We start from the raw sequence: 15763 nt of genomic DNA on the forward strand, positions 1-15763 counted from the left end.
TTAACTACATTTGTTCAAATTTTTTGAAATTTTATAGAATAAAGTAATTTTCGCACACAAAGACAGAGACAAGAACACTCTCTGACTTCAACTATACCGATAACTGACAGCTGCATTTTTACGCATACTATCCAATAGCAGGTTGCTTTGTATCATAATCTTTTGTTGGTACATCTGCTGTTTAATTGCTTCTATATCCGCTACATTACTCTTGATATCACACAACATCATCAACTTTGCAGTGCCATTTTCTCTCAATTCTACTATTTCATTCACACTTGTTTTACTAAATAAAATCTGTAAATCAGGATTTAAATCTCGCATTTTTATTTCAAACTCTTTTACATTTGGCAACTTAAAATCATCTGCTAATTTGTCAAAATTTAAACAATTGACCTTTTGCTCTTTAAAATTAGAGAATAAACTTTCTGAACCTTCAACCACAATCTGTTTTAATTTTAAAGTGCTTTCCAGCAACGCATAACTAAGCTGTACTTTATCCATGACTTTTATAACGGAGTAACTTCCGCTGAAACTAACTGGACCTGCTATATCGCCGGCTTCTAGTCTTTCTAAAACGCTCTTAAGTTTATCTTTGAGCTGACTTAAATTAACTGTTGCTTTACGCATCTTTATTGGAGATTCTGGGTTATTACTATTGCGTAATTTTTTTACTAGATCTTCAGCTATACCATAAACGTCCTTGTCTTTTTGATCAGGAATTATAAACTCTTGGAACGTGATAAGATAATCCGGCTTTTCTGTTTGCCTTTTTACATCATCTACTTCTTTATCGCTTATATTAATAAATGGCACAATTCTTACTTCAATAATTTTGCTCCATAGTAACTGACATTTTATTTGTTTTCTTAAAATACTAAGATCTATATTATGCTTTTTTATGTATTGATCAACTTCATTAGCCTTAAGTTTAAAACTTTGGGTTAAAAATAATATGATAGCATTATCTAACTCCTCATTGCTCAATTTTATACTCAGCCTCTGCGCTTCATTGATAATGATAATTTCGTCTATTAGCTCCCTAAGAATTTGAGGTTTTGCTTCTTTTTGATTAACACTTTGGATGCCAAATAATGAATTTATAAAGTTGATGCGTTTTTCGATATCTAAATTTGAAATTGGCTCACCATTTACATCTGCAACAATTTCAATCTCGGTTGCAAGCAACCTAAGTGGCAACACTATCAACAGTAAAATTAGTATTTTATACATACAAGTAAAGTTGTTTAGTTAATAACCAATTCTATAATAAATACTGAGTCAATGCTAGCCAACTTTTTAATAGTTAAAGACGGAAATAAAAAGAAACCATTGTAACAAGAATCAGGTAAACAGGCTAAAAACATGCCAATATAGCAAATTCAGACCGTGCTAAAACAGTATACGGAAGGAGAGGGATTCGAACCCTCGATACGACTTTTGGGTCGTATAACGGTTTAGCAAACCGCCGCCTTCGGCCGCTCGGCCACCCTTCCAAATTTAGAACCTAAAGATTATATAATACCAAGACCTCTACCGCCTGTCTAATGCTTTTAACAGCAACATTTTTCCGAACAACTGTAATTTTTAGATCTGTGGTACAAAAATCTATAGCTAACCCAAGAAAGGTTTCCCTACATCATACCGCGCACAACTGTACGAACATTACAATTTGAGCCTACCAGAAGAATGTCATCCCAGTGCCCAGACACTGGGATCCAGCTTCTATGCAACTTAATTAAAAACGTTTGTTTTAGCGTAAGACAACTACCTTTAGCTCATCAGCTCAGTTATAAGCAAAATTTCTGGATTCCAGACTGGAACGACACCATTTGCTGTGCAGTTTACCTTCAAGAATGAATGTTCGTACAGTTGTGCGCGGTATAGATTCCGCTAACAAGTAGCGGAATGACGAATTTGTTGTTTTTCAAATTGTAGGCAAACCTAAGCCACTTTAGCTATAAATCAATAAAAACTAATTTCTGCTTTTTTCAATGATTTTCTTTGCTTCTTCTACACCAACCCATTCTCCAACTGCTACCGCTTTTCCCTTTTCTAGATCTTTATAATGAGAAAAGAAATGAGCAATTTTATCTAATAGGTTTTTAGATAAGTCAGAATAGTCCTTTATATTGTCATAATAGCTATCAACACTGGAAACAGGCACAGCTAATATCTTTTCATCTTCTCCTTTTTCATCTTTAGTGAGTAATGCGCCTATTGGACGCACCGATATTAAAACACTAGATGCTAAGGGAAATTGAGTTAGCACCAAAACATCCACAGGATCACCATCACCTGCGCAGGTATTTGGTATAAACCCATAATTGCAAGGATAAGTCATTGAGGTAGACAAAAATCTGTCAACTTGTAACAACCCAAGCTCTTTATTAAATTCATACTTTACAGGCTCAGCATTTGCACTTATTTCAATTACCACATTCACCGCATTTGGTACCGCTGTTATTTTACTTAAATCCATAAATTACCTTCTTAACTTAAGAATAAGCATTATACAATATGTACTTTTAAGTTGCTAGATTTATGTAGTTCTAAGCTTGTTTTGCATGGAGCGGTTCTAATTTTTATTCTGCACATCATCGACTGTTGAAAGTGGTGGTTCCTGTGGTGATTTCAATAGTTGAAATAAAGCATATACTACTACAATAGTCAGCACAGCAGCAATTATTAGATTAGTTTGTGGCAAAATATTTTTCATTGAGTTGAACAATTTTTGCTCCATAAGGAAATAATCAGCAACATATAACCCAACAGATAATACAAACATACCCAAAATAAGTTTACAGACTGTGTTTCTGTATTCCATGTGTTTTGTTTCTTGTCTAGTTACACAATACGCATTTCTATTCACTATCTTTTCAAATTCAAACTTATCTTGGTTTTTGAGTAACTCTTTTGGAATATTATATGACATATTTTTATAGTGTGTACGGTACGATGGATCAATATAAAAATTTTCAACACATTTACAATGATAATAAGGAGGTAATATTGACCTATTACTATCCAAATAAAAAAGATTAGGAAAAGTTGACCTAGTACTGCCTATATGAAAGTCATTCAATCCATGCACAGCCAATCCATTTTTACCTGGTTCAATTACACTCAGCATTCCAGCTAACACATAAAAGTACATACAGGAATATAGATCAGAGTGCGATCCGAATAGTCGTGGTTTTGTGATGGTTAAATTCCATCTTCCCTAGACATCGGGGATAATGTATGTCTCACATCTTGGAGAATGGCAACCTCTGGGATGCAAGCATGAGACAAAAGCAGGTAATACCTAACCTTTATGGTAAATCCCTGCAAACAGAGTTAGATATGGTTACGAGAGGAACTTATGTTTGAATTGTCGTCAATATCAATATGCGAAATAAGGTTGATACGCATGGACCAAAATGGTATGAAGCACAAGAAGAATCAAGGTTTTGATGCTTGATTATGGATGTTTTCAGCTTCCGGCAAATAGTAAGAACCTAAGTTTAACGTGAAACGAAACCATGGAACGGAGTAACCACATGGAAGCTCTTATTATTCTTTATTTAAAGGATAATCAAGAAGGTAGCCAACCGAATGCTTCTATGTGGAAGGATTGTTTAAGAAGCTAATGCCCGAAGTAATATTTGGGATATGCAGACGTAAACACTGTAGTTTGGAAGGTAAAGTTGTGAATAGTAATAAATATGTTATAGACCAACAAAATGTTAGGTATAAATGGCGTACAATTCCTTGGCGTAAGTTAGAGAAATTTGTATTCAAGTTACAAAAGCGAATTTACCAAGCTGCAAAGTGTGATGATATCAAGAAGGTACATAAACTTCAAAGATTATTACTTAACTCAATGAGTGCAAAATTGCTAGCTGTTAGAAAGGTAACTCAGGATAACAGAGGAAAGAAGACAGCAGGTATTGATGGAAAGGCTAATCTTAATCAAGAAGAAAGATTGCAATTAGCATATTCTTTGGATATAAGAGAGAAAGCTAAACCATCAAGACGTATTTGGATTCCAAAACCTGGGAAAACTGAGAAAAGGCCGTTAGGCATACCTACTATTTCAGAGAGAGCAAAAGAAACACTTATGAAAATGGCGATAGAACCAGAGTGGGAGGCAAAATTTGAGCCAAACACATATGGTTTTAGACCTGGTAGATCATGTCATGATGCAATAGAGGCTATATTCATAGCTCTTGGAGGTAAGACAGCATTTATATTAGATGCTGATATTTCCGGATGCTTTGACCAAATTGACCAAAACGCCTTGCTAAAGAAACTCAATACCACACCAACTTTTAGAAAGATAATAAGAGGATGGTTGAAGGCAGGTGTTATGGAAGATGGAAAGTTTAAACCCACAAAACGTGGCACTATACAAGGAGGAACGATATCACCGTTACTTGCATGTGTTGCATTATATGGATTAGAACAATATGTCAAACAAGCATTAACAAATGAACTTTTTCAATTTATGAAAAAGAAGCGTGGTCAGGGATCGTATGAAGAGGTAAAACAATCAATAAGCGTAATCTTTTACGCAGATGATTGTGCGCCGTAGAGACACGGGAAGTGTTGAAGCTTGCAGTAGATGAGGGAGGGCCCCTCGGAGCCGGTTTGCAAGAGCAGGCTTCAAACAGCCATAAGCTGCTTTAGTAAAGAGCTAAGGTAGTGAGCGTTATGGAAAAGGCACAATTATGTGTCATGTATGAAATAGAGAGACGAACGTAAGTGAACCACTGATGAGGTGTCGAAAGCGTAGGGACGACGTCAAAACCAGGGGGTAGTCGTTAACCTGGGATAAATCTACCAGGAGCTTGTTTACTGGGTAGGTGGCGTCCGGCATAAAAGTGGCGTGAATCTATTTTAGGCTACTGCATGGAACTACGGGAACCTGTCGTTTTGATGATAAGGGAGAAGTCCAAAGAGCCGATCTCTGAGGATGAGAGTACCGATGCGAAAAACAGGGGCGGATCAGCTCGTAGTAGTGAAGAAGTTTCTGTAATGGAAATGGAGCGAAGGAGCTGAGTTATTTAGTTTTAATTATTTATCAACCGAAAGGGAGGAGTTAATGAATAAAACAAAGTCTTTTGATATGCCGAAGCAACTTGTTTGGAGAGCTTATAAACAAGTATCGAAGAATAAAGGAGCGGCTGGTGTAGACGAGGTTACGATAACAAAGTTTGAAGAAAATCTAAAAGATAATCTATACAAACTATGGAATCGGATGTCATCCGGAAGTTATTTTCCAGAGCCAGTAAAAGCTGTTGCAATACCGAAAGGTACAGGAGGAGGACAAAGAACTTTATGTGTTCCTTCAGTATCAGATAGGATAGCGCAAACAGCAGCTACAATGTATCTTGAACCGTTAGTAGAGCCGATATTTCATAAGGATTCATATGGTTATAGACCAAATAAGTCTGCATTGGATGCGGTATATACAGCACGGAAGAGATGTTGGAAAAATGATTGGACAATAGATCTTGATATATCTGGATTTTTTGACAATCTGGACCACGATTTAGCACTGCAGGCTATCAAGAAACACACAGACTGCAAATGGGTCATATTGTATGTTGAAAGGTGGATGAAAGTCCCGATTCAGCAAGCAGATGGCAACAAGGTAGCTAGGGATAAAGGAGTTCCGCAAGGAGGTTCAATAAGTCCAATCATCTCAAACATATTTATGCACCATGCATTTGATATGTGGATGAAACAAAATTACCCAACGGTACCATTTGAAAGATGTGTGGATGATGCGATAGTACACTGCAGAACTAAAAGACAGGCAGAGTTTATGAAAGCAATGATTGAAGAAAGATTGGCCAAGTGTAAATTGAAGTTGCGTCCTGAAAAGACACAGATTGTGTACAATAAGGACGACGACAGAAAAGAAGAATATCCCATACAAAGCTTTGATTTTCTAGGCTATACTTTCAGACCTAGAATAGCAAAGAATAAGATGAGGAATTATTTTGTCTCATTTCTACCAGCAATTTGTAACAAAGCCAAAAAGAAGATCAAGAAAACCATAAAGTCATGGAGAATACATCGGGTCACGTGGACCACATTAGAGGAAATATCGAAGAGAATAGATCCAATAGTCAGAGGCTGGTTTCAGTACTATGGCAGGTTTTATAAATCAGAGATGTATCCATCTCTCAGAAATATAGAGAGATACCTCATAAGATGGGTCAGAACCAAGTATAAGAAACTTCGAGATCACGGAAGGCTAGCAAAGCAATTTCTAGGAAAAGTGAGAAAGAGGTCTCCAAATATTTTCTATCACTGGACACTTGGGTTAGGATCAAAAGACTAAATAATGGGAGCTGTATAAACCGAGAGGTTTCCGTACAGTTCTGCGAGAGACTGGTGGGGAAGCTCCGCCGGTCTACTCTCCTTGTCATCATACATGAGAGTGAAGAAATTATTCTTAAGGCGAAAGTTCTGGTTGAAGAATGGTTAAAAACCATAGGTCTAGAGCTAAAGCCATCAAAAACAAGATAACTCATACTCTAAAGGGAGAAAAGCCAGGTTTTGACTTTCTGGGGTTTACGGTAAGACAATATCCAGTAAATCGTGGTAAGAGAAGCCATAAAACAATAATTATGCCAAGTCGCGAATCCGTGAAACAGCATACATGGGTCATCAAACACAAACTGAAGAAATTGCGTGGTGAATCGCAGGGAGCAGTAATAAAACACATTAACCCAATTATTAAAGGATGGTGTCAATATTACACTTCAGTAGTATCATGTAAGATATTTAGTTTGTTAGATCACATTATGTTTGGAAAACTTTGGAAATGGGCAGTATATAAACACCATAACAAAGGAAACCGCTGGATCAAGGAAAAATACTTTAAAAAGTATGGTAACGATAATTGGCGATTTATGACAAGTAATGGAGTAAATCTTACCAGACATGGAGATTACGTTATTAAACGGCATACCAAGGTGAAAGGAACCAAGACACCATATGATGGTGATTGGGTATACTGGAGTAATCGTCTGAAGAGAGTACCAGATAAGCCAACAAGAGTAACAAATTTATTGAAGTTACAACAAGGTAAGTGTGATTATTGTCAACTTTGGTTTAAAAATGATGATATTTTGGAAGTACATCACAAAGACCAAAATAAGAAAAACAATATAACCAAAAACTTATCTTTGTTACATGGACATTGCCATGATAATTTACACAGAAAGTGTGCATGACAAGCACCAAATTGCAGAGGAGCCGTATGACGGTAACCTGTCACGTACGGTTCTGCAGTCGAGTGGGGAGAGGTGACTTTCTCCACTTAGATAACAACTTGAACGTTCACAAAATTTCTTTCTAAAAGAGGAAATTAAAGAGTTGAAATTTAAAAATGAAGAACTTGAGAGGGAAAAATCTGAGGTAACAATAGAAAACGAGCAACTAAAATTGCAACTTGCAGGATACGAAGAGGACTATACAGAGCTAGGAGATGTTTCAGATCAAACAGAAAAAAAGCGCTCAACTGAAATTGAAGAATTAAAAAGACAATTAAGCACTGCAGTAAAAGAGAGAGAAGACTCAAAAAATGAGGTTGCTAGGTTACAAGAACAAGTTGAACGTCTGAATGCAGAAAGAGAAAGAGTAAGAAATATTGCAATATCGTCTATTGAAGAGCATACAAAAACACTTGACGAAAATTTGACATTAGACCTGCTGCAAAAGGTGATTAAAAAAATGATGTGAGAGAGGTAGAAGAAGAATAAGCAGATCAAGTAAGGAAAAAAAATGAGCTTTAGTTACTATAATATGAAAAAACACCCAAGAAACTTTCGTAATATAACAGGTTTAACTATAGAGGAGTTCGAAAAAGTAGTGGAAAAAGTGAGGTCTGGATGGGAAAAACAGAAAAAGTGTCATGGTAGAAGATCAAAACTACCAACTCTGGAAGATAAGTTGTTTTGCGTAATTTTGTACTATCGCACTTACATAACACATAGATTTTTAGGATGCCTATTCAATGTACACAACGCAAATGTATGTAGGTTACTTAAGAGAATAGAGCCATTACTCGCCAAAAAAGTGACTATAACAAAAGATAGAAGTATGACGCCAGAAAAAATACTGAAGATTTTGGCTGATGTTACAGAACAGCAAATACAGAGACCAGAAGATAGTAAAAAACGGAAGAAATCATATTCAGGAAAAAAAGAACCAACACTATGAAAACTGAGATTATTATCGAAGAAGGAGGAAGAATTTTATCAGTGTCAAAGTCATACCGTGGTAGAATTAGTGATTTCCGCATAAGGAAACAAGAAAAATATTTACCACTTGATAGCATAAAACATGCCGATTCTGGATATCAAGGTTGGCAAAAATTGCAAAGCAATGTTATAATTCCATATAAAAAGTATCGTAAAAAGCCATTAACTCCAGAGCATAATAGAGGATTAGCATCATTTAGAATGAGAGTAGAAAACAAGATCCGAGAGATAAAGATATTTAAGATTATGTCGAATGTTTATCGCAATTTTCAGAAAAAATATAACCTGAGGTTCAATATTATTGCTGGTATTGTAAATCTTAAGCACGCCTTTTAGTTAACCTTGATTTTAGTCACCCTCCTTTCCTTTTTTTTATCGCTTGATTCGCAGCAGGTCTTATCATAAAACAAGCTCAAAATGATGCTAGAGTAGCTATGATAGATAACCAGATTGAGCGCAGGGGAAAAAAACTCGATGAAATATTTATTGAAGTGATAAATGGATACAAAAATCAAGATCCAGAAACATTTCGCAATGTTTTTAACTCAATATTCAATATTGTTTATTTTCAAGATAAACAATTACATGAAATATTAGAGTCAGGTGAGATATCAGAAGTATTAGAAATACTAGAAATACCACAACCAGCTGGCAAGTCTTTTTTTCCAAAAGAGTATTTACAAAAGCAAGTATATAGAAAAAAAGAGCAATTAGTTTCAGGTGTTTATATACAACAACCTCCTACGCAACATAAAAATACTTTTCATAAATCTACAAACCCTTTACCAATTAAAGATCCTTCACCAGCAACAAATGAAGCTAAAACTCTACCACCTACTAACATTATACTCAAATCACCGTTAAAAACTGTATTTTCCTCAAAAAAGGCTTATTTTTGTCTATTTATAATAGTAGCATCTGCATCAACACTTTGCTTATGGCATTTTCCATTAGGAAAAGTATCAATGTTAAAAGGATTAGTGCCACCAGAAAAAAGAGAAAATATTGGGTTAGCATTGAACATAGGGTTACCAACATTGATTACATTATGTGTTTTGAGTTTAGCTTACTTTATATATTCTGAATATTCTATAGAACCTGTTAAGCAAGTAAGTAAAAACGATCCCCTTTCTCACACCTATAGCTAGTGCAGGCTCAGTTTTCCTACGTCATATCGCCGCGGATAGATCCCGCTAACAAGCAGCGGGATGACAGCAGTCCTACGTCATACCGTCATGGTATCTCACATAGATCCTACTAATAAGCGGCGGAATGACGAATTTGTCGTTTTTTAAATCGTCGGTAAACCAGAATTACTTTAGCTATAACAAAATAGAAGTAAGTTGTTGTAAAAAATTTTTCATGGTAAAATTATTTATTTTCACCATATGTTTAAAGGAATTATTACGGATATCGGAACTATAATTGATACCACTATTCACTCCAACTCTGATCAAATTTTCCATATCAAAACACAAAATTTACCCTCTATAAACAAAGGAAATTCAATAGCTTGCTCTGGTGTGTGTTTAACTGTTGTTGATATGATGAGCGACATATTTACAGTCCAAACGTCTCAAGAAACTATGAAGATTTCTAACTTAAATACGTGGAAGATAGGCAAAAAAATAAATCTCGAACAAGCAATGAGATTAAGTGATAAGATCGATGGCCACCTAGTTCAGGGTCATGTTGATGGGATAGTAAAAATTTTAACAATCGAACGAAATTTAGATTCTCATGAAATCAAACTATCGTGCCCACAAGAATTAATTAAATTTGTTGCAAAAAAAGGCTCCGTTACACTAAATGGGGTTTCCCTCACAGTGAATTCAGTTATTAATCAGGAATTTATAGTAAATATAATTCCCTATACATGGGAAAATACAATTTTTCAGTACAACAAAATAAATGATTATCTGAATTTAGAAATTGACATGATCGCTAGGTATTTAGATCAATTGATGCAGCATAAATACAATTAATTTTACAACCTTATTATTTACAACTATTATATCTTGAAAACCATATAGATATAAAATATGCTTTTCGATAGCTTAATTATCTTCATTGTTGTTCTATGTGTAATAATCTCGGTAACTAGAGGTTTTATAAAAGAGCTATGCGCACTAATGTTTCTATTTTTATCAATTTTTCTGACAGCTAATCACTATGATTTTTTCACTCCAAATTATAGTAAATATTTTGATTCTAAAGTTATACTAAACATACTTTCTACAATCTCTGTATTTATTATACTTAATCTTATATTCATGATAATAAACAACTGGCTAATGTACATATTATCACCCATAAGGTTGGGGTTTATCGATAGAGTTACTGGAATCTTTCTCGGAGTGCTTAAAGGAATATTGCTCTCTTATGTACTATTTTTTGCTGTGTACTTATATTGTTACACAGTATATGACAAAAAAGAATATGGCAAAAAAGAGGAACATTCTGAAATAAAAGCAGAAGACATATTGCCTAATTGGATAATAAATTCACACTCTTATCAGGCTTTATTTGTGACAGCAGAAGAAGTAATTGACATGTATGTGCCAGAGTCGTTGATACTAAAAATAAAAGAGATCGGTGGAGAAATGGTTGATCAAGAAAAACCCAAAAACAATAAAAAAGAAGAGTAAATATTTATTTATAAATATGTTCATTGGGAGTATTCAAAAAGCCATATGTGTCAGGTTAAGAGCACTCCTCTCTTATAATTCACGTATTTAAGAATGACTTCTGCTAAACCTTTACTAATTCCAGGTACGTTTTGAATTTCAGCCAGAGAAGCTTTGCTTATATTTTTCACTGAACCAAAATAAGACATCAACGCTTTTTTCTTTTGTTGCAAATGCCGGGTATTTTGCTTAATTGTGAAACTATAAACTGTTTATCGCGTTTCTTTCTATGTGAAGTTATCGCAAAACGGTGGGCTTCATTACGCAGCAATTGTAAGTAAAGCATGACTTTGCTGTCATTTGCCAGACTGACTTCTTCCCTGCCCAGCATATAAAATGTTTCATTTCCTGCTTTACGATCAGGACCTTTTGCCATACAAGCAAAAGGAACGTTTATATTCAATACTTCCAGTACATTCTGTACTATGGAAACATGTCCTGGTCCGCCATCAATCAGTAAAAAATCAGGTATTATGCCTTTTATATTGCCGGAGAAACGTCTGGTTAGCACTTCCCTCATCATTTTATAGTCATCGCCTGAAAATTTTTCCTTTATAGTAAATTTTCTGTACTCACTTTTTAAAAAACCCTCCTGCCCTGCAACAACCATTACACCAATTTGCTGGCTTCCAGAAATATGGCTATTATCATAAACCTCGATACGCTTTGGAATACTTGGTAACAAGAAAACTTTGCTAAGCTCCTTAAGCTTTTCTAGGTTATTTCTATAATCGATAAGCTTCTGCTCTAAGCTATGCTGAGAGTTATCATAAACAAATTTCAATAAATCACGCTCTTTTTTATTCTTTGCATGTAGAACTTTTACTGGCTTTTGAGCAACCTTATATAGTGCTTGTTCTATAATTTCCTTATCCACAATAGAATCTGGAACGTAAATTTGTATTGGAGGTATGTTAGCTGAATTATAAAAATTGACCAAAAAGGTGGATAAAATTTCATCATTTGAGTGATCACCACAGTTCTCGGCAAAGTAAGGAGTGCTGCCGTAGTTGTCTTTATTTCTGAACGATAACACACTAATACATGCTAGATCCTCTTCACGTACAATACTGAAGAAATCTGCATCTTTTTCAAAAGAAAAATCCGTGTGCTGTATTTGAATTTGCTCAAGAAACTTTACCCGATCTCTATATATAGCAGCAAGCTCATAGTTTTCTTCACTGCTGCACTTTCTCATTGTGAAAAGTAACTGTTCTTTCACTTCCTTATTTCTTCCAAGCAATGTATTTCGTGCCTGTTTTACTGATTGGCAGTAGTCGTCTTTTGTGATTTTGTTTATGCATGGTGCTGAGCAGCGCTTAATTTGATATTCAATACATGGTCTTTTTGTTGAGGAAAAGTATTGATCTGAACATACTCTTAGGAGAAAAGCTTTTTGCAATGACAATATAGTTTGCTTAACAGCAGAGGCAGATGTAAAGGGACCATAATAATGAAACTCATTCTTCTTAAATTTGCCTCTATATTTTGCTATTCTTGGATAATCGTGCTTGGAAATCTTTATATAAGGATAAGATCTTCCATCCTTGAGCACAATATTATAAAGTGGTTTCAATGATTTTATTAACTGTGCTTCAAGAAGCAGTGCTTCGATTTCATTCTCAGTGATGAATATTTCAACCTTAACAACCTGTGAGAGCATAACTCTAATTCGTTCAGAAAGGTTTTCGAATTGAAGGTAGTCAGATAATCTCGATTTCAAGTTTTTTGCTTTACCAATGTATAAAACTTTATCCTTATCTCCAATCATCTTATACACACCACAAGACTGCGGAGATAATTTTATCTGTTCTTTATATTGCTTGAACATTTATCCATTACTTGACTTGTATGAGGTTAAAATCTGCTACTAAATGAAAGATGGAAACTACATTTTCAAGTAAAGATAATCTGTTTCTTCTCAGCTTATCAGAATCACAGTTAATCTTTATACTGTCCATAAACTGATTGATAAACGGAGCAAAACCAGCAAGTTCATCAAGTGCTACATTAAAGTGGTTATTTTTTATCGCTTGTTTTATGTTTTTACAAGCAGTTATAGCACAATTTGATAGCGCAATTTCTTCACTTTCAATCAAAAACCTCTTACCGTAAGATGCACTATAAGTAGTGCCATCACTTTTCCTTGCTTTGCTCATCATGTTACTGACTCTTTTGTAAGTGCTTAGAATTTGTTCACCTTCTGGAGTACTAAGATAACGATCCAATATAACAGTTTGCTTTTCTGCTGTCAGCAGATCATTAATATCGATTTTATATAGTATTGAATCTACAACATCTTGCCTTATATCTCTATTTTTTAAAATAACCTTGAATCTTTCTAAGCAGAATCTAAATACTAGCTCTAAAATTTGTTTTCTATTTGGCTTATCAACTGACGTTGTATTTTCATTAAATAGAAGCCTTGAATATAAAAATACTGACTTATCTATCAATAGCCTAATTGGAATATGCAAATTATTTTCAAGTATTGTTCTAATTATACTAATTGTCATTCTCCGCAAACCAAACTGATCATACGAACCAGAGATTTTCTCACCTGCTGCAATTAAACCAACTAAGCTATCCACTTTGTCTGCAATTGACACAGCAATTGCTGAAGGGAATTTAGGACACTCCTGCTCTGGCCCGATTGGCTTATAGTGTTCAGCTATAGCTTCCACTATTTCTCTATCTTCTTGAAAATAAGAAGCATAATATCCACCCATTACTCCTTGTAATTCTGGAAACTCTCTTACTATCGATGTTGCCAAATCAGCTTTTGCCAAATATGCAGCACGTTCAACTTTTATCAGCGAAGCATGTGGAATAAATATAGCTATATACTTTGACAGAGCCGTAATACGCTTCACCTTTTCCCCCACGCTGCCAAGTGAAGCATGAAATAATATCGAACCTAATTTTTTGACATAATAATCTAGATTTTCCTTTTTATCTTGAGATATTAAAAATTGGGCATCAGCAAGACGTGCTTCTAATATTCTTTCGTGCCCTTTAACAACTTTATCATTGTTGACATTAACAACAGTAACAAAATACGAAATTCTTTGTCCATCACTCAAAGCAAGATATCTTTGCTGCGTATTAATTATACTAAGAATTACTTCCTTCGGTAATCCGAATGATTTTTCCTGATTCACTTTACCAAATAGTACAATTGGCCATTCTATAAGCCCTGTCAATTCATTTAGTAAATAATCATTTTTCTCAAGTTGTAAATTCTGCTCTTTTGTGAATTTATTAATCTGATCTAGTATAAATTGCTTTCTTTTGTCCAATTGGAGAATTACACTGTTTTTTTCTAGCAATTCAAAATAGTCTTTAGGTGCTTTAATAGTTAACGCCGCATCACTTGAGAGAAATCGATGGCCATATGTTGTGTTAGATGCTGTGATCCCTGCAAAAGACACAGGTATTATTTCGTCATTTAAAATGCATAAAATGTTTTTAATTGACCTAACCCATCTTTCTTTTCCTTCGCCCCATCTCATACTTTTTGGCCAAGAAAAATCCTTTAACATCCCTTCTAGTTGATTTTTGAGAAATTCTTTGATGTTAAATGAGTAGCTTTCTCTTTTAATGAAGTAAAAATCTTCATTATTTACTTTTCGAACGAGCAAATCTTCTTCATTTTTCTGATGTTTTCTTAAAAAACCTTCGATAGCACTCTTTGGTGCGTTAACGTTTGGTCCCTTAACTTCGTTATTGGAATCCTTTAGCTCCGAAGCACTTATGTTGTCGACAAAAAGAGTGATGCGACGTGCCGTTACAAAAACCTCTATAGATGCAAATCTTAAATTGTTTTTATTAAAAGCACTGGTAATATAACTCTTAACTTGAACTGCAGCTACATTCTGCATCCTTGGTGGTATTTCTTCTGAAAGACACTCAAACAACAACTGCAACGGCATACGCTATTTACTCATGTACAATTCACAACATTTTTTTGTTAGCTCTCTAACTTTACCAATATAAGCTGTACGTTCATTTACACCAAGCACACCTCTTGCATCAAGCAGATTAAGTAGGTGACTAGTTTTAATACATTGGTCATAAGCTGCCATTGGTAGCTCCTTTTCAATAAGGAACTTACATAATTTTTCCGTATCTTCAAATTGCTGCTGTACCACTTTAGTATCATAATAATCTAACGCTAGATAAGAAAATTCATATTCTCTTTGTTTAAAAATATCTCCGTAAGTTACACCGTTATCGTTCCAAGTTATATCGTAAACATTATCTACACCTTGTATGCACATTGCTAAACGTTCCAACCCATATGCCACCTCACCAGGAATCATCTTGCAGTCAATCCCTCCAACTTGCTGTATATAAGTAAGCTGTGTTACTTCCATTCCATTGCATGTAACTTCCCATCCAAGTCCTGATGCACCGACACTTGGATTTTCCCAATCATCTTCAACAAACTTAATATCATATTTTTCTGTAGATATGCCAAGAGCTTTTAAGCTATCTAAATAGACGTCTTGTAAATTATTACCAGATGGCTTTATTATAACTTGATATTGGTGATGTTGATACAAGCGATTAGGATTATCACTATAGCGTCCATCTGCTGGCCTAATTACTGGTTGTAGATATGCAATTTTTGTCGATTTTGTATCAATTGCAGACATAATTGTTGCAGGATGTAATGTGCCAGCACCAACTTCAGATGTGTATGGGTGAAGTATAACGCACCCTTCACTAGCCCAAAAATCTTGTAACTCTTTTATTATACTTTGTAAGTTCACACAAATTGTACACTTTTTATACTAAATATATAAATAAATA

Annotated in this window: 13 protein-coding genes, 1 tRNA gene and 2 pseudogenes; 8 read left to right on the forward strand and 8 right to left on the reverse strand. The window is 34.8% G+C overall.

The window, feature by feature from the left end; all coding sequences use genetic code 11:
• Window positions 1–87: 87 nt before the first annotated feature.
• The 4 genes from MWH06_03130 to MWH06_03145 form a co-directional block, all read right to left on the reverse strand.
• Complete coding sequence (locus MWH06_03130; protein UPA55601.1) at window positions 88–1233, reverse strand: SurA N-terminal domain-containing protein; 1146 nt, start codon at window positions 1231–1233, stop codon at window positions 88–90.
• 172 nt (window positions 1234–1405) lie between these two features.
• A tRNA-Ser gene (locus MWH06_03135) sits at window positions 1406–1496 on the reverse strand.
• Window positions 1497–1975: 479 nt separating this feature from the next.
• A complete protein-coding gene (ppa, locus tag MWH06_03140; GenBank protein ID UPA55602.1) occupies window positions 1976–2482 on the reverse strand; it encodes an inorganic diphosphatase in 507 nt (168 codons plus the stop codon).
• A gap of 96 nt (window positions 2483–2578) precedes the next feature.
• Entirely contained in the window at window positions 2579–3133 is a 555-nt protein-coding gene (locus tag MWH06_03145; protein UPA55603.1) for a hypothetical protein, read from the reverse strand.
• A 474-nt stretch (window positions 3134–3607) separates the two neighbouring features.
• On the opposite strand from MWH06_03145, the gene MWH06_03150 reads away from it, so the two are divergent.
• The 8 genes and pseudogenes from MWH06_03150 to MWH06_03185 all read left to right on the forward strand — a co-directional run bounded on the left by MWH06_03150 (window position 3608) and on the right by MWH06_03185 (window position 10909).
• Window positions 3608–4576: a reverse transcriptase N-terminal domain-containing protein gene (locus MWH06_03150; GenBank protein ID UPA55604.1), complete on the forward strand. Its 969-nt coding sequence runs from the start codon at window positions 3608–3610 to the stop codon at window positions 4574–4576.
• Between the two features lie 510 nt (window positions 4577–5086).
• Window positions 5087–6334, forward strand: a complete 1248-nt coding sequence (ltrA, locus tag MWH06_03155; protein UPA55605.1) for a group II intron reverse transcriptase/maturase — start codon at window positions 5087–5089, stop codon at window positions 6332–6334.
• Between the two features lie 139 nt (window positions 6335–6473).
• The gene (locus tag MWH06_03160; protein UPA55606.1) at window positions 6474–7232 is read left to right on the forward strand and encodes a hypothetical protein; all 759 of its coding nucleotides are present in this window, start codon (window positions 6474–6476) and stop codon (window positions 7230–7232) included.
• 142 nt (window positions 7233–7374) lie between these two features.
• Complete coding sequence (locus MWH06_03165; GenBank protein ID UPA55607.1) at window positions 7375–7740, forward strand: hypothetical protein; 366 nt, start codon at window positions 7375–7377, stop codon at window positions 7738–7740.
• Between the two features lie 42 nt (window positions 7741–7782).
• Window positions 7783–8597 (forward strand): annotated as a pseudogene (locus MWH06_03170) (transposase).
• A gap of 65 nt (window positions 8598–8662) precedes the next feature.
• Window positions 8663–9409: pseudogene (locus tag MWH06_03175) on the forward strand (hypothetical protein).
• A gap of 240 nt (window positions 9410–9649) precedes the next feature.
• Window positions 9650–10246, forward strand: a complete 597-nt coding sequence (locus MWH06_03180; protein ID UPA55608.1) for a riboflavin synthase — start codon at window positions 9650–9652, stop codon at window positions 10244–10246.
• A 57-nt stretch (window positions 10247–10303) separates the two neighbouring features.
• Window positions 10304–10909 carry a CvpA family protein gene (locus tag MWH06_03185; GenBank protein ID UPA55609.1) on the forward strand — a complete coding sequence of 202 codons (606 nt, stop codon included), beginning with the start codon at window positions 10304–10306 and terminating at the stop codon, window positions 10907–10909.
• Window positions 10910–10959: 50 nt separating this feature from the next.
• On the opposite strand, the gene MWH06_03190 is transcribed toward MWH06_03185, so the two are convergent.
• From MWH06_03190 to MWH06_03205, 4 genes are read right to left on the reverse strand one after another with little or no spacing between them, the layout of a single operon-like run.
• Window positions 10960–11097: a hypothetical protein gene (locus MWH06_03190; protein UPA55737.1), complete on the reverse strand. Its 138-nt coding sequence runs from the start codon at window positions 11095–11097 to the stop codon at window positions 10960–10962.
• The gene (uvrC, locus tag MWH06_03195; protein ID UPA55610.1) at window positions 11097–12779 is read right to left on the reverse strand and encodes an excinuclease ABC subunit UvrC; all 1683 of its coding nucleotides are present in this window, start codon (window positions 12777–12779) and stop codon (window positions 11097–11099) included. The genes MWH06_03190 and uvrC overlap by 1 nt, the downstream gene beginning before the upstream one ends.
• Before the next feature lie 7 nt (window positions 12780–12786).
• Window positions 12787–14880: a glycine--tRNA ligase subunit beta gene (gene glyS, locus MWH06_03200; protein UPA55611.1), complete on the reverse strand. Its 2094-nt coding sequence runs from the start codon at window positions 14878–14880 to the stop codon at window positions 12787–12789.
• 3 nt (window positions 14881–14883) lie between these two features.
• Window positions 14884–15723, reverse strand: coding sequence for a glycine--tRNA ligase subunit alpha (locus MWH06_03205; GenBank protein UPA55612.1), 840 nt, complete (start codon window positions 15721–15723; stop codon window positions 14884–14886).
• Window positions 15724–15763: the final 40 nt, after the last annotated feature.

It is taken from the genome of Wolbachia pipientis (assembly GCA_023052945.1).
Lineage (GTDB): Bacteria > Pseudomonadota > Alphaproteobacteria > Rickettsiales > Anaplasmataceae > Wolbachia.